Source organism: Pseudomonas sp. NFACC45 (assembly GCF_900113505.1).
GTDB classification, from domain to species: domain Bacteria; phylum Pseudomonadota; class Gammaproteobacteria; order Pseudomonadales; family Pseudomonadaceae; genus Aquipseudomonas; species Aquipseudomonas tehranensis.
The window spans coordinates 298,764-319,309 of sequence record NZ_FOPO01000009.1; the positions used below are offsets into that span (position 1 = coordinate 298,764).

General features: G+C 61.8%; 9 protein-coding genes and 1 pseudogene. 6 read left to right on the forward strand and 4 right to left on the reverse strand.

Annotated elements, in window-relative coordinates; genetic code table 11:
* Positions 1-29 precede the first annotated feature (29 nt).
* The 6 genes from BM132_RS18520 to BM132_RS18545 all read left to right on the forward strand — a co-directional run bounded on the left by BM132_RS18520 (position 30) and on the right by BM132_RS18545 (position 6,919).
* Positions 30-755 carry an RDD family protein gene (locus tag BM132_RS18520; protein WP_092457592.1) on the forward strand — a complete coding sequence of 242 codons (726 nt, stop codon included), beginning with the start codon at positions 30-32 and terminating at the stop codon, positions 753-755.
* Positions 752-1,726, forward strand: a complete 975-nt coding sequence (locus tag BM132_RS18525; protein WP_092457631.1) for a stage II sporulation protein M — start codon at positions 752-754, stop codon at positions 1,724-1,726. Before BM132_RS18520 ends, BM132_RS18525 begins: the two co-directional genes overlap by 4 nt.
* Complete coding sequence (locus tag BM132_RS18530; RefSeq protein ID WP_092457595.1) at positions 1,713-3,251, forward strand: DUF4129 domain-containing protein; 1,539 nt, start codon at positions 1,713-1,715, stop codon at positions 3,249-3,251. The genes BM132_RS18525 and BM132_RS18530 overlap by 14 nt, the downstream gene beginning before the upstream one ends.
* Positions 3,248-4,411 (forward strand): DUF4350 domain-containing protein, encoded by a 1,164-nt coding sequence (locus tag BM132_RS18535; RefSeq protein ID WP_092457598.1) that lies wholly within the window; start codon positions 3,248-3,250, stop codon positions 4,409-4,411. Before BM132_RS18530 ends, BM132_RS18535 begins: the two co-directional genes overlap by 4 nt.
* On the forward strand, positions 4,408-5,412 hold the full coding sequence (locus BM132_RS18540; protein ID WP_092457602.1) for an AAA family ATPase: 1,005 nt from the start codon (positions 4,408-4,410) through the stop codon (positions 5,410-5,412). The genes BM132_RS18535 and BM132_RS18540 overlap by 4 nt, the downstream gene beginning before the upstream one ends.
* Positions 5,413-5,587: 175 nt before the next feature.
* Positions 5,588-6,919, forward strand: a complete 1,332-nt coding sequence (locus BM132_RS18545; protein WP_092457605.1) for a DUF58 domain-containing protein — start codon at positions 5,588-5,590, stop codon at positions 6,917-6,919.
* 16 nt (positions 6,920-6,935) lie between these two features.
* On the opposite strand, the gene BM132_RS18550 is transcribed toward BM132_RS18545, so the two are convergent.
* The 4 genes and pseudogenes from BM132_RS18550 to BM132_RS18565 all read right to left on the reverse strand — a co-directional run.
* Entirely contained in the window at positions 6,936-11,642 is a 4,707-nt protein-coding gene (locus BM132_RS18550) for a hypothetical protein (RefSeq protein ID WP_092457609.1), read from the reverse strand.
* Positions 11,635-15,729, reverse strand: a complete 4,095-nt coding sequence (locus tag BM132_RS18555) for a Tc toxin subunit A-related protein (RefSeq protein ID WP_092457612.1) — start codon at positions 15,727-15,729, stop codon at positions 11,635-11,637. The genes BM132_RS18550 and BM132_RS18555 overlap by 8 nt, the downstream gene beginning before the upstream one ends.
* Positions 15,726-19,337 carry a Tc toxin subunit A gene (locus BM132_RS18560; protein WP_092457616.1) on the reverse strand — a complete coding sequence of 1,204 codons (3,612 nt, stop codon included), beginning with the start codon at positions 19,335-19,337 and terminating at the stop codon, positions 15,726-15,728. The genes BM132_RS18555 and BM132_RS18560 overlap by 4 nt, the downstream gene beginning before the upstream one ends.
* Before the next feature lie 132 nt (positions 19,338-19,469).
* Positions 19,470-20,546: pseudogene (locus BM132_RS18565) on the reverse strand (hypothetical protein); the annotation flags it as partial.

Genomic DNA, 20,546 nt, shown 5'->3' on the forward strand with positions numbered 1-20,546 from the left:
TTCGAACCGGCCCATCACTCAGGTTGCCCATGCTCGAGAGACCAGCACTGCAAAGGAACGCGACGCTGCCCCCGCCACTCGATACGCGGTATCAGGTTGAAACGCCCGAAGGCATCGACCTGCCGCTGCGCCCGGCGGGGTTGATGCCTCGTGCGCTGGCCTTTGCCATCGACCTGGGCATACGCGGGCTGGTCCTGGGGCTGCTGTTCATCATCCTGGCGTTTTTTGGTGAGCTGGGCATTGGTCTGGGCTCCATCCTGCTGTTCGTTGTCAGTTGGTGGTACATGGTGCTGTTCGAGGTGCTGAACCAAGGGCGCTCCCCCGGCAAGCAGATCATGGGGTTGCGAGTGGTGCAGGACGACGGCAGGCCTATCGGCTGGTCCGCTTCATTGATCCGCAACCTGCTGCGTTTTGTCGACATGCTGCCCTTCGGCTATACCTTCGGGGCAATCAGTTGCCTGCAACATCCTGCCTTCAAACGCCTGGGAGACCTGGCCGCCGGCACCCTGGTGGTGTATCGCGAGCAACCGGTCAAACGTCCCGCGCTGCCCCTGGCGCAGTCGATACGATCGCCCTTTACCCTTAGCCTGAACGAACAACGCGCCGTGCTGGGTTTCGCTGAACGCCAGGCTGAACTGTCCGAAGCACGGGTCAATGAACTGGCGAGCATCCTGGCCTCGCCACTGAACGTCCAGGCGCCCAAAGCCGTGGCCGAACTCAATGGCATCGCCCGTGGCCTGCTGGGGCCGACATGAAACAAAGCCTGTTCGAAAGCCGCCACCAAGGGGAATGGGATCGCCTGTCCCGGCAGCTCGATCAACTGGAGCGCAGCCGCAACGTCCCTCAAAGCAGCGACTTTCCTCCTGCTTACCGCAGGCTTTGTCATCACCTGGCGCTGGCCCAGGCACGGGGTTACAGCAGCCTGCTGGTCGACACACTGCAGCAGTTGGCGCTGCGCGGCCACCAGCAACTCTACCGCGACCGCAGCCGGCCATCGACCAGCCTGTCGGCGTTCATCCTGGCCGGCTTCCCACGCCTCGTGCGGGAACAATGGCGCTTCGTACTGGCCGCCGGCCTGATGTTCATGGGCAGCCTGATCGGCATCGGGCTGCTGGTCTATCTGTTTCCCGAGCTGGTCTACAGCCTGTTGAGCGTCGAGGAAGTCAGCCAGATACGTGACATGTACGACCCGGCCAGTGGGCACCTGGGGCGCTCGATCGAGCGGGCCGCCAGCCAGGATTGGGTCATGTTCGGCTACTACATCATGCACAACATCGGCATCGCCTTTCAGACGTTTGCCAGTGGCTTGATGTTTGGCCTGGGCAGCGCGTTCTTCCTGTTTTTCAACGGCCTGACCATTGGCGCGGTAGCCGGGCACCTGACCCAGATCGGCTCGGGTGGGACGTTCTGGTCGTTCGTCATCGGCCACGGCGCCTTCGAACTCACCGCCATCACGTTGGCCGGCGCCGCCGGCCTGCAACTGGGCTGGGCGTTGATCGCACCGGGGCGCCTCACCCGAGGCGAGGCCTTGCGCATCGCCGCCGGCAAAAGCGTGCTGATGGTCGGCGGCGTGATGCTGTTGCTGCTGATTGCCGCGTTCATCGAAGCGTACTGGTCCTCCAGCGCCGTGACAGCCGCCACCAAATACACGGTCGGCGCCTTGTTGTGGCTTTTGGTGATCAGTTATCTGGTGTTTGCCGGACGGGCCCGCCATGCGTCTGAGTGATGCCACCGTGGTCATCCGCCCGCGCAGCACTTGGGAAGCCATGGACCTGGGCGTGCTGATGAGCCAGCAGCATCGACGTTTGCTGATGACCAGTTGGGCCGTCATCACGTTGCCGGTGTTTGCACTGTTGTCGCTGCTGCTGTGGGATTCACCTTCCCTGGCGATGTTCCTGTTCTGGTGGTTGAAACCGGCCTTTGACCGTTTGCCCCTGTACATTGTGTCCAAGGCGCTGTTCGGCGAAACACCGACGCTGAAACAGGCCTTGCGTCAGTGGCCCACGCTGCTCAAACCCCAGTTGCTGGCAAGCCTGACCTGGCGCCGACTGAGCCTGAGTCGCAGCTTCCTGATGCCCGTGGTGCAACTCGAAGGACTCGACGGCGAGGCGCGTGAACAGCGCTTGCGAGTGCTGCTGCAACGCAACCGTGGCGCAGCTCAATGGCTGACCGTGATCGGTGTCCACCTGGAGATCGCCTTGTGGTTCGGCCTCATGGCCCTGTTCTACCTGCTCGTGCCGCAACAGGTCGAACTGCAGTGGAACTGGCAGACGCTGATCGCCGTCGCCGAGCACGACTGGTTGTGGCTCGAACACCTGATCAACCTGCTGTATCCGCTGCTGCTGATCGTCTGGGAGCCGGTGTATGTCGCCTGCGGTTTCAGCCTCTACCTGAACCGGCGCACGATACTCGAAGCCTGGGACATTGAACTGGTGTTCCGACGCCTGCGCCAACGCCTGAGCAGCACCGCCCCCGCGCTGATGCTGCTGGCACTGCTGCTGGTGCCGCTGGCACCGCCGGCCTGGGCCGCCGAAGACAGCACCGCCCCCGACAGCCCGCGGCTGCTCAACCAACCCCTGACCAGCGAAGCCTCCAGGGACAGCATCAAGGCGATCCTCCAGGCTCCGCCGTTCAAGAACCCGGAAACGCTCACCCGCTATCGCCTGGGTGAAGAAACCGCCGAATCGCCCGGGCCCGACGAAGCGCCGGGCTGGCTCAAGGCATGGTTCAAATGGATCAGCGGCCAACGCTTCGACATCGCCGCCGCACTGATCCAGATCGTACTGTGGGCGTGTCTGGTGGCGGCGATTGTCTGGCTGGCCTGGCGCTACCGGGAAAGGCTCAGGACCTTGGTGAATCTGCGGCCGCCGAAACGCCCGTCCGCGCAACGAGCGGTGCCGGCGCAGATGTTCGGCCTGGACATTCGCGAAGAGAGCCTGCCGGACGACGTGGCCGCCAGCGTGGAACAGCTATGGGCCACTGACCCGCGCCAGGCCTTGGGCCTGCTGTATCGGGCTCTGCTCAGCCGATTACATAATGACTTTGCGATTCCCTTGAAACCGGCCGACACCGAAGGCCAGGTGCTGCAACGCATCGAACTGCTTGAGCATGAACGCCTGCTGACATTCAGCCGACACCTGACTCAGCACTGGCAAAACATTGCGTACGGCCATCGCCCGCCGCCGACACACCTGCAACAGCAGCTGTGCGACGACTGGCGCGGGTTGTTCGGGCCGCAGGGGGCTCGATGAATCGCCGCGCAGGGTTGTTGGTCGGCGCCGGGGTGGCCGCGCTGGTGTGCGTCTTGGGCATTTACCTGTTCTTGAAGGCGGTGCCCTATGAGGAAACCATCGATCACGGCCCCTCTCCCGAGGCCCAGGCCAATCCCTACCTGGCCGCCGAACATTTCCTGCGCCGGCAGGGCATAAACGTCGAGCACGCCAATAACCTGGAGGACCTGCCCAACCTTGAGCCTCACCAGCGCAGCCTAATGTTGCTGGGTGAACGCACCCACATGACCCCACGGGAAGTCGACCAATTGATGAACTGGGCCCAGGCCGGTGGACGCTTGCTGTTTGTCGCCGAAGCCTTGTGGGATAACAGTACCGCCAGCAGCGGCGACTTATTGCTGGACCGTGTGCGCCTGCGTCAATTCCTAAGCAAGGACCTCAAGGCGCCGGAGCCCGAGCTCATCAAGGATCGCTACCCCAAGTTGACCAAGCTGTACCTGGAGGACGAAGAAGCGCCTGCGTATGTCGGCTTCGACACCGACTTCCACCTCGAAGACCCGCAGAACCTCGCCCAGGCGTGGGCCAACAGCGCATTGGCGACCCATATGATGCAGCTCAACCACGGCCTGGGCTCGATCACGGTGCTCACCGACGCCGAGCTGTGGAAGAACGATCATATCGACCAATACGACAACGCCTGGCTGCTCTGGTATTTGAGCGCCGACACGAACGTCACGCTGCTGTACGACATCGACCACGACAACTTGCTGGCCCTGTTACTCCGCTATTTCCCCCAGGCCTTGGTGGCGCTGCTGGCGTTGATCGCCCTCTGGCTCTGGCGTTCGGCGGTGCGTCAGGGCCCCCTGCAACAACCGGCACCCAAAGCGCGGCGTCAGTTGGAGGAGCACTTGCAGGCCAGCGCCGGTTTTCATCTGCGGCACAATGGCCGGCAGCATCTGCTGCACAGCTTGCAACAAGACGTGCTGCGTCGGGCACGCCATCTGCATCCCGGTTTCGAACAACTGGCCGTGGCCGAACAATGGCAAGTGCTCGCCCGCCTGACCCGCCAACCTACGCGGGCCATCAGCCAGGCCTTAAGCCCCCGGCCGCAACAGCGCCTGTCCAGCGCTGAATTCTGCCGCCAGGTCGCCCATCTGCAAACCCTCAGGAATGCCTTATGACTGAACAGAACGAACCTGCCGGCGGCCAGACCCACGCCGCCCAACAGCGCCAGCGCGCCAGTCAACTGGCCCAGGCCATCCGCACTGAGCTGCACAAGGCGGTGGTCGGCCAGGCCGCGGTGATCGACGATGTGCTCACGGCCCTGATCGCCGGCGGCCATGTCTTGCTCGAAGGGGTTCCGGGATTGGGCAAGACGCTGCTGGTGCGCGCCCTGGCCCGCTGTTTCGGCGGCGAGTTCGCGCGCATCCAGTTCACCCCCGACCTGATGCCCAGCGACGTCACCGGGCATGCGGTATATGACTTGCAAACCGAGCAATTCAAGCTGCGCAAGGGACCGGTGTTCACCAACCTGCTGCTGGCCGACGAAATCAACCGCGCCCCGGCCAAGACCCAGGCCGCGCTGCTCGAAGCCATGCAGGAACGCCAGGTCACCCTCGAAGGCCGTGCCCTGCCCATCGCCCAACCGTTCATGGTGCTCGCCACCCAGAACCCGATCGAACAGGAAGGCACCTACCCGCTGCCGGAAGCCGAGCTCGACCGTTTCATGCTCAAGGTGCGCATGGATTACCCCGACGCCGACCAGGAAGTGAACATGGTCCGTCAGGTCAGCCGTTCGACCCGGGCCGACATGCTCGATGTACAGCCGTTGCGCACAGTGTTGCAGGCCAAGGACGTGCAAGCGCTGCAACGCATCGCCAGTGACCTGCCGATGGATGATCAGGTGCTCGACTACGCCGTGCGCCTGGCCCGCACCACCCGCAGCTGGCCGGGCCTGACCCTGGGCGCCGGACCGCGTGCCTCGATTGCCCTGGTACGTTGCGCCCGGGCCCGGGCGTTGTTACGCGGGGGCGAGTTCGTGGTGCCGGACGACATCAAGGGCTGCGCCCTGGCCGTCCTGCGCCACCGGGTGCGGCTAGCGCCGGAGCTGGACATCGAAGGGTTGTCGGTGGATCAGGTGCTGGGCCAACTGCTCGATCAAGTGCCGGCGCCGCGGTTGTGAATACACATTTCATGATGGAGAAACTCATTGTGGCGAGGGGATTTATCCCCGCTGGGGCGCGCAGCGGCCCCTTGCGGTGTGTCAGACAAAAACAGGGGGCTGCTTCGCAGCCCAGCGGGGATAAATCCCCTCGCCACAAAAGCGCGCTCTGCATTTCTCCAATGGGAACGCCCCCATGAAACCCTCGCGCCTGCTCCTGACCTGGCTCGCCATTCTGCTAGTCCTCGGCATCATCCTGGGCGCATTGCGGGCGCTGGGCGTTGCGGTTCCATCGATGTTGCTGTCAATCCACTGGGGACTGCTGCTGGCCTTGCTCGCCTTGGCGATACTCGACGCCATGCGCCTCAAGCGCTTGCCCTCGCCCCGGGTGCAAAGGCAGATGCCCGGCAGCCTGGCATTGGGTCGCTGGAGCGAAGTGCGGCTACAGATCAGCCATGACTTTGCACAGCCACTGAGCGTTCAGGTCTTCGATCACGTCCCCGCCGGCCTGGATTTCGAAAACCTCCCCTTGTCGGTCGAGCTGCAACCAGATCAACACAGCCAAATTGGCTACCGTCTGCGCCCGCTCAAACGCGGTCACTTCAGCTTTGAACACTGCGAAGTCAGCCTGCCCAGCCCATTGGGCCTGTGGGACGGCAAACGCCTGCTGGACGCGCGCGACGACACCCGTGTCTACCCGGATTTCGCCCGGCTTTACGACGGTCAGCTATTGGCGGTGGACAACTGGCTCAGTCATTTGGGTATCCGCCAGCGCCAACGCCGGGGCCAGGGACAGGAGTTTCATCAACTGCGCGAATTTCGCGAAGGCGACAGCCTGCGCCAGATCGACTGGAAGGCCACCGCTCGCCATCGCACACCGATTGCCCGGGAGTACGAAGACGAGCGCGACCAGCAGATCATCTTCATGCTCGATTGCGGCCGGCGCATGCGCAGCCAGGACGGCGAGCTGGCGCACTTCGACCACGCCCTCAACGCCTGCCTGCTGCTCAGCTACACCGCGCTGCGCCAGGGCGACGCCGTGGGCCTGAGCACCTTCGCCAGCGAACAGCCACGCTACCTCGCCCCGGTCAAAGGCAGCGGCCAGCTCAACGTGCTGCTCAACACCGTGTACGACCTCGACAGCAGCCAGCGCCCCGCTGACTACCAGGCCGCCGTCAACCAACTGCTGACCCGGCAAAAACGCCGGGCCCTGGTGGTGCTGGTGACCAACCTTCGCGATGAAGACGATGAGGAACTGCTGGCCGCCGTCAAACGCCTGGGCCAGCAGCATCGGGTGCTGGTGGCGAGCCTGCGGGAAGAGGCCCTCGACCGCTTACGTCAGACACCGGTGCAAACCCTGCCCGAAGCCCTGACCTACTGTGGAACAGTGGATTATTTGAACGCCCGGGCCGAACTGCATGAGCGCTTGAATGCCCATGGTGTGTCGGTGCTGCAAGCCCGGCCCGGGGAGTTGGGGGCCGAGCTGGTGACGTTGTATCTGGGGTGGAAGAAGGCGGGGAATCTGTAGGCCGTCAGAAGCATTATCAGACGGTACTTCCGTCGTAACGGTTACGGATCGACAAATGAAAATTATCGTCTCCAAATTCGTCTATCGAAGCCTCACCGTGCGCATCGGTGCGAATGCTGGAAGGCCCGCCGTTGACAAGTACCTCAAGCCCCGCGGCGACTTTATTCGAATACCGAGAGCGGGCACGGATGCTCTTAACACGATCAGGTGGCGGACTCGTCGTTGAGCTGTCCATATTCAGCCTCGTCGTCCAACGTTCAACCGTTACCAGATTATTGCCCAATGACATAGCCAATGCCTCCGTCGTCTCCCCCGACTCCACGGCCTCCATGTGCAAGGAAAAATCCGCATCCTGGGTCGTATTCAAGAAATTCAACTGCCACGTCACACCCTCGGGGCCGAGCAATTGGGCAGTGTGCAAGGGGGGAGTGATCACCACACCGAGATCTGCGGCGGGCACCCCGCTCCAGACCAGGTTTACATTTTTATTCAGAAACTGACTGGTGGTGTGAGGTCGCACGGTAAAAGTATGCCTTGCGCCATGGCAGGGATAGGCACTGCCTCCGAAAGTCACTGGAATTTCGTCAAACCTGTTCTCAAACTCCGGTTGAATTATTTGTCCCGGCAACGGCGGTGACTTCGGCATCCCACTCATCAACGGCATATCAAACTGCAATACAAACGGGTCAGACTGCGTCTCCTGGGTGGAAATAGACCAACTCAACGAAGTACTTCCCGCCTCCATCGCCACCAACTGCCCCAACGGCGGATCGAACACCAACCCTTGCGTCTCTTCGCCCGGCTTGTATTCCAGCAGGATTTGCGCCTCCGGATCGCCGATCAACCAGCTGTATTCATAATCCAGCGTCAGTGTGCAAACCTCTTCGGGGACCAGATTCAACTCCACTTCAGGCCACCTTACGGATTGGCCATTGATGTAGGGCTTGAACTCCTGAAGCCAGGTCATGTCATTGGGTACCAATTCAAAAACCATGACTGCAACCTCCCATCCCGCGTACCCCCCCGTGACAATGGCGTATAGCCTTCCCTTCCTGACACCCGGCAACCTGAACTGCACCGGGGCTTGTCCATCGGCATTGGTTCTGGTCGGAGCAATCGTGATGTGGGGGTACTCCCACCGCACTTCGACGTCTTCCAAAGGCTCGCCGGTCAAGGCCGACACCACGGTCACGACCGCTGAAACCAGCTCGCCGATATGACCATTGGTTTTGTCGCTGGTGAGCGACTGGATTTCCCGGGGCTCGTGCAAGAAGTACGACAGCGCCACCGATGCCGCGTACTGCCCTTCTCCCACCGTCGCGGTCAACTGCGCCGCACCGGGCGTGGTGGGCACATAACGCACGCGCGCCACGCCGTAATAATCGGTCACGGTGGTCACTTCCCCCAGGTCATCACCGCGCCAGGTCACGGTCACCCCGGCAATCGGCTTGCCACTGATGGAGGAGACCACGCTGACCTGTTCGACCAGTTCCTGCTCCCAGTCCAGTGTCTGGTGAACAGCGCTGTCCCAGCGGATCTCCAGCACTTGCTCACCTTCGCCCAACGACATTGCGTTCGCCGGGGACAGGCTGGCCAGACGCTGGGACGCCAGGCGCAAGGCAAAGCTGCCGTCCTTCAGGTCGCCGGCCTTGAGCGTGAAGCGCAGGCCCTCGCGGGGAAACTCGCGAGGCATTCCCAAGGGGTCAGGTAAAAAGCTGATGCCCAGTTCGGTGGGCCCGGTTCCGGTCATGCCGAGGGCCAGCTCACGCTCAAACAAGGGACTGTTCTCGGGGGCCATCAACTCAAACAGGTGCTCGCCCTTGCGCCGCGGGAAGTAGGTTTTTTCGCCCCAGGGTTGCGCCGCTGCGCCGTCAAACCGGACCGTCAGCCCCGCCCAGGGGTCACTGGCCAACGCCGTGACTTCAAAGGGGCGTTCCTCCTCGTAGCCGTCGTAGCGACTGCTGACCGAGGCCCTCACCGCCTGGGTGCCGGCGCTGGCCGGCGCCACGGCAAAACCGGACCAGCCTTCAGCGTTAGTGGGCTGCGTGCTTGTGCGGCCCGCTGTCCAGCTCACCGGAACCTGATCGACGGCAAGCCCGGTGAAGTGGGAAACCACCTGGACCCACAACCACGCAGGTTCCTGGCCTGGCACCGGGTCGACCGGCGCATCGCGCCAGGCGTGGATCCTGACCTTGTTATGCGCCAGCGTCATCGGTTTGGCCGTGGCGATGAAGTCCAGCGCAGGCACTGCCCACGCCAGGGCAAACTCGCCGGGTTGCTGACTGGCGGTAAAGTCCAGCGTCCAGATTGCGCCGCCGTCGTTGATCGGTTGCGCCAGATTCAACGCCGGGCGAACCGTTGCCCCCAGCTCCTCGGCGGATGTCCCTGACCATGCCAGCGTTGATTCCAATCCCACCAGCGGGCTCAGTGCATTGGGCAAAACGCTAAAGCGATGAACCGCCCCCAGGCACGGATAAAGCGCCTGTGCGTCCAGTGCGGCGGTTATCTGGTCGAGCCTCAGGCTGACTTCTTCCGTCAGATTCTCGGAGACCAATCGCCCCGTCAGCTCACGAACGAGCGACACACTCTCAAGGCGCAACTCCAGCTCAAACAGGCTGCTGGTGCTGCTATTGACCTGTGAGGCGAGGGTCCATTGCGCGCCTGCCGCTACCAACGGCTTGGCCGCTCCAAGGTCACTGGGCACCAACCCGATATCCGGCGCGGCCCCGCGCCAATGCAAACTGATGTTTTTACCGATCCAGGTGCTGCCGGGTTCGGGCACCACTTTGAGTGTGTGGGTCTGCCCGCGCCGACAGAGCACACCGAGCGCATTGCGCTCGACCACCTCATCATCGAGCAGAATACTGACCTCGTTTTTCCAGGGGCTGGTGGCAATCGCCGTCACATCAAAGGGGTGCTCCACCGCCACGGCCTCGTCATGGGCCTTGATGCTGGCGATGACCACCTTGTCCCCCGCGCTCTGCGGCGTGTACAACACACTGGCCCAACCGCCAATGCCCGTGGTCACGGTGGATAGCGGCACGCCCCCGGTTTTCCATTCGACCTGAGCATTGATGACCGGATCACCGTCACCGCTGACCACGAAGTGCAGCACCTGCACCCGCAACAGTACGCTTTCGTTTTCGTCCACCACGGGAAACTTGTTGGCCTCTCGTACTTCGCCCACCCGGACCAGATTGCGCGCCAGCGACATGGCTTTTTTCGGCGAAGGCTGCAACAGTTTCGAGCAGACCAGTTGCAGCTCGAACCGACCGTCATATTGATCTTCGCTGGTCAGGGTCCAGGCCAGCTCGGCGCCGGTGACCGGCACGGGGGCTTCCAGGGCCGGGCTGACGGCAACGCCCAGTTGCTCATGGGAATCACCGCTCCAGTGCAACGCCAACTGCGTCCCCTGCAAGGGGCTGTCGGCGGGCAGTTTCAAGTCCAGGGGATAATCCGAGCCGCGATTGGGGTAACCGGTTTTTTCCTCCCACCGCGACTCAACGCCCTCCACCACCGCCAGCACATCCTTCCATGGATCCGTCGCCAGCACCCGCACCGTCAGGGTTTGAGTCAGGACGCCAGAGGCGTAGTACAGGCTCTCGACCGACGCCTGGATCTCGGCATCGCCGGCCTGCGTCGGCTGAAAATCAAAGTAGGCCCAGCCGTCCGTGCGGGTGACGGCGACGCCGGTGACCTGCCCGGTCGTGGATGTCCAGTTCACGGTGCGGTCGCTCAAGGGTTGCCCGGTGTAATAGGACGTAACCTGCACCCCCAAGCGCACACTTTGCGCGTATTCAAGCACCGGGTAATACGCCGCCTCGAGCACTTCACGAAAGGCCAACCGGTGATGCCCCAGGGACACCTGCACCGGATACGCCTCGGCGGCGAACTGGTTGACCAGGTCCATCGAGAACAGATAAGGGCCGTCCTCACCGATTGCCGGGCAGTCCAGGATCCAGGCCGAATCCAACGGGTGATCCACGCCCCAGACCGGGGTCGCGACCACCGCACCCTGAGGGTTATCGTCGCTGCTCAACGCGGCGCTGGTGCCGACCCAGGCATTGCCCGGATCAGGAACGAACGCTAGCTGATGAGCCAAGTCACCCGAGGCACCCAGGCACACGTACAAAGGCCCGGTTGCCGGTAGTGATTGCTCGTCAAGCCTGAACGTTTGCATCACCGCCGGTTCAAGGTGCAGCTGGAGGTTGATGCGCGTGATGCGGATCTCTGAGAGAACGTCACCGGGAGCGTTTAGCGGGCTGTAGATACTCACCGTGAGGGTGTCTTGAGCGTTGAACGGCAGGTCCAGCGGGACGTTGTAGACAATGGGTCTGTACACCAGTGGCTGACCATCCCTCAGCCGTGCCTGATCCTGCTCCACATCCCGGGCTGGGCCCGGCGGCAACAGGATTTCCTGCTCCTGCGGCTGTTTATCGCTGCTAATCACCAGCCTGCCCGATTCGGTATGTTTCGTCTCGCACAGGAAGGTAAGGACGTAGCGAGCTTGTGCGCCCGGATCCTTGGGCGCCGTCAGCGCCTGACTGAGCGAAGCCCCATTGCCGGCGGTCAGGAAACGAACGAACTGGGTCTCCTCCTCATACCACTCCCTCATAGTCCCCAAGTAGCCCTGAATCGGTCCCACTGTCCAGTAGTCGGTCCAGTAATCGAAGTCGCCATTGAGCACCAGATTTTCATTGGCCAGGATAATCGGCTTATTCATGGCGACCTGCTCCTTCGCCGGTTGAAGAGCGGATAGGTTTGATTTCAGTCTTGCTGATCTGATCTTCGACGGCTCGCACGAACGGCGGCTCGCCGGCCCTGGCCATGTAACGGATGCGCACGATGATGTCCGTCAAAGAGAGCAGCATGCTTTTCTGCGGCTCTTTGTCCGGCCTTGGAAAGCTCAACAGCCAGCGCGAAACCACCCCGGTGTTTTCGAAGGGGTTGAGCATGCTGTCATCGGGTTTCATCGCCACCATGCCGTGGTCGCCAAGCCCCATCGACAAGGCGATCTGCTGACCGCTGCGCAGGTTGATCTGCAGATCGGAAGGCGCCACTTTACCCGTCGGATCATGCAAGTACTCCACCGACGGAATGGTTGCCTTGGTCGCGGTCATGCTGCTGATCTGCAGCAAGGTGGCACGTACATGTTCATAAGGCCCGATCAGCACAGGCAGGTCGACCTCGACTGAGCTGATTTGCCGGCAGTAGTGCCCCGGGTGGTCGCGATCGAACAGCAACTGAGAGAGTTTGAACTCCAGCGTCCCTTTGGATAACTGCACCAGCGCTTTGTCCCAACTGTCGATGCCCGTCTGCGGGTCGCTCGTATCATCGAACAACTGGCGCAAGGAAATGGTCTTGACCAGCTCCAACCGTCGTTCATAGCGCTGCAGGTACTCGCGCTCCATACGCATCAAATGCCCGCGCAAGTGCTCGCCGGCCGTCAGGCCGTGGCGCTCGTCCAACCAGACCTGGGGCAAGGGAACCTGCGAGTCATAGTCACCGGTTTCGGCACTCAGCGACGCCTGGGCGCTGAGGCACAGGCTGACGACGGCATCGTAGGCCTGGTAATGCAACGCCTTGAACTGGCCCAGCAACCAGCCGTACAGCTCGGCATTGGTCGCGCGCTTTTTGATGAAGTTGTACACCGTCACGGCCTGACTGTTGGCCACGAGGGTTTGCTCCAGGGTGGTTTGGGTGGCTTTCACGGCGTGGTCTTGGGCGACGATTTGCGCATCGATGGCACGCACCTCCGCCAACGCCTGATTACGTTGCAGTAACCACTCTTCGCGGCGGCGACGGTAGCTCTCGGTGGTGGCCTGTTTGTCGGCGTCCATTTGCTTCACCGACGCGGCGATATCCAACCCGAAACACACCGCGTCGGCTATTTTTTCGAGACGGTTTCCACCGTTGGCCAGGCCGAAGATCGTCGGCAGCGAGGCAATCACCGCACCTCCAGGTTTGATATTGGCCGACGTCAACGACAGCACTTTGGAAAGCTGCAGGCTCTCCATGACCTCGTACTCAACCTTCGACACGTTTTCTTTATAGAGACGCCCATAAGCGTCTGCCCGCTCCTGTGCCACCGCCCGGCTTTGCTCCAGCGCGATCTTGCTCGCTTGTAGCTGACTGATGTTCTCTTCTTGCACGGTCTGGGCATAAGCGCCCAGCTCCACCAGATGGTTTTGCTGCAGCTCCTGCTGCTCGGCCTGGTCCCGTTGTTCGAGTAAACGCAGGACCTGGGCGCCGTGATCCTGCAGTGCCTGTACGGCGCGCAATGCCACCTCGAACGTCGTACGCCAACGGAACGCCCCCACCACCAATCGGCCGCCCATGGGTCTGGGCGCACCGGCACCACCGGCCGCCAGGTCACGCAGCAACGCGTTGGGATCGGTGGGGGGGCTGAACAGCGCGACCTCCAGTGGCTTGCCGTCCAGGGTGAGGTTATTGCGCAGGTTATGCAGGCGCTGGCCGGGCAAGTCGTACAGTGCGAGCAACTGTTCATTGATCGGCGGTTTGAAGGGATCGTTGGCCAACAGCCCCAGCAACGGCGGTGCTTCGGCGGCAGCGGGAAAGTCCGCGAGGCTGAAGGCGAAGTGTTGCTCAAACGCCTCAAGATCCGGTCGCGACGTGCTTTTGTTGATCAGGCTGTCCACCGTGTCGGTTTCCCAACGGTTGACCGTTCGCACCGCCGGTGCCTTGCCCATCAGGAATTCGGCCTGGACGTAACACAGCTTGGCCGCCACCAGACTGTCACGGGTGAGTTGGCGGTAATACCAGTCTCCCCAGGCCATCAGGTTCCTGACGTAATCGGAGAACACCAGGATTTGAAAGTGCTTGGGCGCCGAATAGCCGATGGCGTCAGGGTCGGTGGGCGCCTGGGTTTCACAGCCCAGGTTGCCCGAACCGCTCAAGGGACGGCAGCGCCAATACGCCGGTTTGGGATGGGGGTATTGAGGGTCATCGCCAGGGTCGGCCGGCGCTTGCGGATCGAACAGGTAATGCAGCCAGTTCTGCGCCTCCAGGAACCGGTCTTCGATGCGCAAGCGTGTGGCCACCAGGTGCGGCAGGTGGAAAAACAGCTCCCAGAAAAACAGCCCGTTAGCCCCGTCAAAGGCACCGTTGGGCTCGCTGATCGTTTGGGATTCCGGGGGCGGCTCCGCCAGAAACTGCGTGTCCCAATCCAGCACCGCATCGACAGAAATATTCGAGCGCTGCACCAGCTCGGGGCCGAACAGCGAATTCAGGCGGGCGTATTTAAGGGTCAGCTCGGCCTGGTTGAGAGAGAGGAACTGCGCCGCATCCAGGCTATTTTTGAGCAGTGACGCGGGAGGAAACTTCGTGACGTTGATAATGGTCAGTTCAACGTTTATACGCCCATAGCCGCCGGTTTTAGTACCAAAGGAAAAGACAGGCTTGTTCCATGAACCTTTGCTCCGGCTAAAGACCTGCCATTCGGTACTCCAGCCTCCGGCAACCGACTTGGTGACGGTAATCGGGTCCGGGTCACTGCCATCCTTGTGGTCCAAGGTCAAATCAAACACAGCGCTGCCGGTTTGACCGGAGGGCCGCAAAAAACCTTGCACCATGAGAACATCATCGTCCAAGACGCGAAACACCACAGCCTGCAAACCCAGGTACGGCGTCAGCGTGCCCCCTGCACCCTCGACGGTCTTGACCATGGTCGGCTGATTCGTCAGCGGGTGCTGGACCGTATTTGCACTGATAAAGCGCTGGTAAGCAGCCTGCTCCAACCAGTGCCCATCATCCCAGGTCACAGGGCGGAACAGCACATCACGCACGGCTATCACCTTGAGGCGTTCGGGGTCGTTATCAGCCCTGCCGTTAGTCAACAAAACCCCCAGCTTGCCCTTGGGGTGGTAGTGGTCGGCCCACACGATGGCAATCAGGCGGGCGCCTTCGGAACGGTCCTCCTCATACTCGCCACTGTGCAGGCTCAGCGGTGCCGACCAACGACCGTTCTGGGCCATGAACGCCACTCTGACGTCCAGACGGTGCGGCACGCTTTGATCACCGCTACCTTCTACCTTGTACTGCCATTCAGCCCAGACCAGGCACAGCCGTCCGCTCCAGAACACCGGTCGGATATCCAGGATATTCACGCCCGTCGGCGTATCCACCGGCAGCCACTCACTCCAGGCCGCCGGGTTAATGGCTGTGCAACTGGGGGAGAGCTCGACCTCGGCCTTGCGCCAGAAATACTGGTAAGGCGGCACCCGCTGACGGCCGACAAAGTAGTAATCGGCCCGGGCGGGCGAGACGCTGTCCATGTAGCTGCTGAGCACGTCCAGGTTGCAGGTTTGCTCGAACGTTTGCAGGTACTCCTGCAAAGCCACCTGAACCGAATCGCTGTTCAAGTGGGCCTGGTTGAGGTTGTTTTCCAGGGCCTTGAACAGGCTGGTCTTGCGCTGCCGCACGAAGGGGTTGATGAAATTTTCCGGGTACAGCGCGATCATTTGCAGCGCCGACCAATCCGGGTAGTTGTTGTAGAGTTCCCAGGTGGCCAGGTCCCGCTTGTCGAACTCGGTGTCGGCATAGCCGGGTTCCAGTTTGCGGTAGGCGGCATGGATGAACTGCTGGGCGCAGCTGGTCGCTTCGGCGACCCAGGAGCTCTGCACCGGGTAGCTGTCCAACGGATCCAGGCGCAGCAGTTCGAACAGATCCGCCGGGGTACGCAGGAAGTTGTACGGAGGATTGGCGCCACTTTTCCCAACATGCCCGAGGCTGTATTCGATCAGGGCGGTCCGACGCTTTTCGAGCAAGTCGCTCATCGTGTTCAGTGTCATGGCGCTGGCTCCTCGCTTTCAAAGGTGATGGGCGGGAAATCAGCGGTCACGTCACCTTCAGGATAAATGGTGATCATGAACCTCCCGCCGGTAGGGCTGGACACAAATGTTCGAGCCATACCCTCCTGATTGGTGAAGGACTGGTCCGGTCGATAAACCACCGTACCTTGCCCACCGTCCATATCCTCGGTTAACCAGCGTACGAGATGGTTTTTCGCAAGGTTTCCATGAGCGTCCTGGATAGTGGCGTAAAGTTCGACTTCCTGACCGAAGGGAACCGTATCCAGTGGTACCGGTGACATGTACGCTCTTGGGATACGTATTTCGAGATGATCGATCGTGACCAGGACGGTAGGGGCATGCTCGCGTTCAAACAGATCGAGCCAGAATTGCGGCGTGTCCCACCCCAACACCTTGCCCGGTATGTACTCGGCCAGAACCACGCCTTCGGTAGTCGTCGCCTCGGTTTCAATGGTCCCCAGCTCGGCGCTCCAGTAAACGTTGACCCCGACCAACGGGTTGCCGTCGCTGTCCTTGAGGGTGACCGTGAAGGTGATTTTTTCCCCAGCCGCAGCCACCACCGTGTCAGTGTCCGCGACGCAAGTCACGGTAACGAGTTGCTTCAGATCCCCGGTGAAGGTCACCAACGGCCGATCGGATTCGGACAGGCTCAGCAAGGCATGCTCGGCGGCCTCTTTGTAGGCCGGCTTGTCGACCTCTTCTGGCAGCCCGCCCATCAGGAAAATCGTCAAGGCATCCATGCCGGTGCGCGCCGCCAGCACCCGCACCCGCATCAGCAGATCCAGTTGAGGCAGGTTTTTCAGGATTTTGTGCGCAGAATCGAAACGGCTGACGCACTCGCGCACCTCTTGCACGCTCCAGTCAAAAAACCCGGCCAGGCGGATGGACGCCGCCTGTTCGGCCAGACGCAGCGCGTGCCCCCCTATTGGAGAAGGCAGCGCATTGACCTCGCGCAGGTAGTCGAGCAGCGTCTGCGCCGGTTGGTCGCTCAGCTCAAACGCACGGTTGAGGGTGGTCAGGTAGTACAGCGTGCGCAGGGTGAATGCATGCTTGTCGTCCTGGTCCAGCCAGGCTTTATGGCCGTAATCCAGATACTCGCGCAACACAACGGCACCCAGCTCCAGTTTCGCCACCACCGCACTGCGCCGGCGTACATCGGCCAACAGCGCAAGCAATGGGTCAGTCAATGCGTTACGGCCCTTCACCCTGCCGTCAAGACTCGAAAGGTCACGGTCGAGCACCTGGCGCAGCAGCCGGCTCACCGTTGAATTGGCCCACGCCAGCACCTCAAATGCCTGCTCCGCACTGACCCCGGTGTAAACCGCCAGGCATTCCTTGACCACCGACATCTGGGCGTCCCTGGCCTCCAGCACCACGGCGAGCATTCTCTCGACAATGGCGGGCCGCTCCAACTCATATTGGTCACCCAGGCCAATGGTCACGGCTTGATTAAGCTGTTCTCGGGCAAACTCCAGGTATTGAGCCTCGGTGCCCGGCCGTGACGTCACCAGCCCGTCAGACTCGACCAAGATCGTCTGCATCCCCAACAACTCCAGCCAGCTGGCGCCCGCCATCGCCGGCACCCCGGCCATCAGGATCGCCGAGTGGGTGAGCAGTGCGCCGGGCAACAGGTTGAGCAGCTGTTCAAAAAGCCGCCCCTCAGCGTCCAGGGAGGTGTCCAGCACGGAGGGCGACGAGACCTGCTGCACCATCCAAAGCACCGGCAGGTCGTGGTCGGCGCACCAGTCCACACACAATTGCATGGCATGGATGAGGTTCAGCGCATCCGGGCTGTCGCTGGCGCTGGAATGGATCAGGGGCACACCCGCCAGGCCGTTGAGCCAAAGTTCTCCACCCAGCACCGTCAGCAACAACACGCCTTCGACCGGGGTGATGCCCAACAGTCGGGGCAGCTTCACCATGCGGTAGAAGCTGGACATGATCGCCAGATTACGCGGCAGACTGTCGCCGGCGATGCCATGAGCCTTGGCAATCGCCACGGCCAGGTAGTTGTAGGTCTGCAGGTCGATGCCCAACGCGCTGCACAGCTGGCTCACGGTCAGGTCGGGCACCTCCGGTGCCGGCACGATCGGAAACGTTCCGTCATCGAGCTTCAAGGGTTCACGGTAGTCGCCCTGGTCATTGAAGACCTGATCGAATTGGGAGAGCGCTTCACCGCGACCGTAAATCGACAACTCGTCGATGAACACCGCAAAATCGTCCACCGGACACTCACAGCGCTCGCGCAATGATTGAAACAACCCCAGCGCATGCACGACTTGTTCGGTGATCCACCAGTCGCCGGCCGGCGCACCACCGCGCACTTCAGCCTTGATGGCCGCCACCAGCAGCCCATCCACCTGCTCGCTCGGCAGTGCCAGCCATTGATCCAGGCGCAACTTGCGATTCATTCGGTCGTAATGTGCGAGTCCGGCGGCATCATCTGGGCTCACTGACAGCCTGTGCAGGAACGCAAGATCGTCTGCGCTGCCCACAATACTGACACCCGGGTGGTTGTTGGCATTGAGGTAAACCGACCCCGAGCGCCCGCTTTCCGGCACGTCGGGTTCCGTTTGCGACAAGTAGGTCACATTGGCCGAACGTATTGGCGCGAAGCCGCGTACCGACAGCAGGGCCTCGAGCCCCTGGGTGTCGAGTTTGGTCCGTTCGCCGAAGAACGGCACCTCGTTGAGGTCCTGCCATGTCAAGTCATCCGTGCCAAAGTTCTGCCTATAAAAGACTTCGCGGTCGGCGAGCTTTGCAGCCGCCTCCGTGAGCAAGCGCCGCTGATAAGGCCCCAGCCGCGACGCATGGGCCAGGGCAGGTCCTGCATCGCCGTACCAGGCCTGAGTCTGGAAAAAGTAAGGAAAGGACGGGCTCACGTGCTGGGCAAAACTGCCCACCGACAAACCATGATGGCGGGCGACCGTATCCACCGTAACCCAATGCTGGTAGTAAGGAAGCCCATTGGGGTAGCGCGCCTCGATCATGGCCTGCTCAAGGTTCTCTGGCGCCAGATCGATAAACTTTTCCAGCACCGGGACGATGATGTCCACCGATGACACCGATTGATGCACCGCGTTGAAATCAATGCTCAGCGGCTTCAGGTCTTTGCGCCGGTCATGCAATGGCAGCTTGAGCATATGGTTCGACGCCGCTTCGATGCGTTGCTCGATCCACCTCATCAACTCAATCAAATACGCCACGGGTGAGGCGATAGACTCCAGCGCCTGGGGTGGGCATAGACTGTCGAACCTAGGGTCAAACAGGAGTTCAAAACTGGGGCCTTGAACCATCGACAGCAAGCCACTGCTTGCCCGCCGCCGTTCTTTTGCAGAACCGTACAGACTGTGTTCGATGAACTGACGCCGCAGGTAAATGGCCATGCTGTTAAAGCGCCGTAACAACTGACGGGCATCATCGGGGCTCACGCCAAAGTCCCTCACCAATCCCTGCCCGCCCTTTTCCACCAGCGCAAAAATCGAACCACCCTCTTCGAGGTACGTCTGCAGTGTCGAGTAATGTGTGAGTTGTTGCTCACTGAACACCTGAGTCAGCAGCTGTAAAGCAGGGCGCGAATCAGCCATGAACGAGTCCTCGCATTCGATGTCGGCCCGCAACGGCCCGAGGAAGCCGTCAGGTCGAGCGTTTGGTTAACATGATTGGGCGCTTAAGGGCCGAAGCCGTCTACTGTCAGAACCGACAGGTTTCATGACCGTCTATCGGGAGTTGGGCGCCTGGGTCGGGCGAGTGGGCGGCAGGACTTCGAAGCGTTCGCTCTCAACCCAATCGGAAACCGTTGCGCCGTCCGCCGTGTCGGTGAGGGTTTGCTTGAACCGGCACCAGTGGCCGCCAGCGGACAGCGATTGCGCTGCCCCGCCCTGCCAACCACCGGTTTCGACGTTAAGCCCCGAAGCCCAGATCTGATCCGGATTGAACCAGCTCACCACCTGCCCGATGCCTGGCCGGCCCTCGCCTTCGAACTGGACCGGGTTGTCGACCCAGGCTCCGGCCATGGGCACCTCGATGGAAGGCAGATAGGTGCCCAACACCACCGCCCGCGCCGGTGAATCGGCGGAATCAAACCCCTCGCTCGACGCCACGGCCATCAGGCCGTAGGGGCCGCCGGGTTGATCGAACACCACCGTCAGCGACCAGGTGCGGTCTTCCAGCACCGGACTGCTGCCCAGCACCGTGCGCGCGGCGTCGCCCAGTTTCACCGTCACGGTGTCGCCCGGCACACCGAAACCGGACACCACCACGCGCCGGCCAATGTGCTCGTCGGTGGCCGGGGTTTCAATGTACGGGGCAGCAGGAACCACGTTGAAGGTCAACGGCGCGGTGTCTTTGGAGGGGCGACCTTCGAAGCGTTGCCGAGCCAGAATGGTGGTCTCGCCAACGGGAAGGGTCACTTGCGCTTTCCAGCCATCGGCGCCGACAAAAACATCCTCGATCAACGGTTCGCTTGCGCCTTGCAGCCAGATATCAACCCGCCCGCCCGACATGCCTGTGCCAGACAATGTCATGCTGCGCGGCAGATTGCCGCCCGGCTGCGGCACGTCAAACTCCGGCGGCAACACCACCACCGTGAAGGTCACCGTCTCACTGCGCTCGGAGGCTTGCCCACGCAAGGTTTGCTGCGCGTCGAGGGTGTAGGTACGAAACTCCAGCACCGGAAGCTCAATGAACCAGTCGCCGTCAGCGGTCAGCACTTTGGGCTCGCCCAGGTCCGTTTGGAATTGCGCATCACGCACCTGCATCGACGCCTCGGCCATGCCGTCACGCCCGCGCACGGT

Bases quoted from the DNA above. Each gene is read 5' to 3' on its own strand.
- BM132_RS18520 (WP_092457592.1), top strand. From the start codon at position 30: ATGCTCGAGAGACCAGCACTGCAAAGGAACGCGACGCTGCCCCCGCCA.
- BM132_RS18525 (WP_092457631.1), top strand. From the start codon at position 752: ATGAAACAAAGCCTGTTCGAAAGCCGCCACCAAGGGGAATGGGATCGC.
- BM132_RS18530 (WP_092457595.1), top strand. From the start codon at position 1,713: ATGCGTCTGAGTGATGCCACCGTGGTCATCCGCCCGCGCAGCACTTGG.
- BM132_RS18535 (WP_092457598.1), top strand. From the start codon at position 3,248: ATGAATCGCCGCGCAGGGTTGTTGGTCGGCGCCGGGGTGGCCGCGCTG.
- BM132_RS18540 (WP_092457602.1), top strand. From the start codon at position 4,408: ATGACTGAACAGAACGAACCTGCCGGCGGCCAGACCCACGCCGCCCAA.
- BM132_RS18545 (WP_092457605.1), top strand. From the start codon at position 5,588: ATGAAACCCTCGCGCCTGCTCCTGACCTGGCTCGCCATTCTGCTAGTC.
- BM132_RS18550 (WP_092457609.1), bottom strand. From the start codon at position 11,642: ATGAATAAGCCGATTATCCTGGCCAATGAAAATCTGGTGCTCAATGGC.
- BM132_RS18555 (WP_092457612.1), bottom strand. From the start codon at position 15,729: ATGACACTGAACACGATGAGCGACTTGCTCGAAAAGCGTCGGACCGCC.
- BM132_RS18560 (WP_092457616.1), bottom strand. From the start codon at position 19,337: ATGGCTGATTCGCGCCCTGCTTTACAGCTGCTGACTCAGGTGTTCAGT.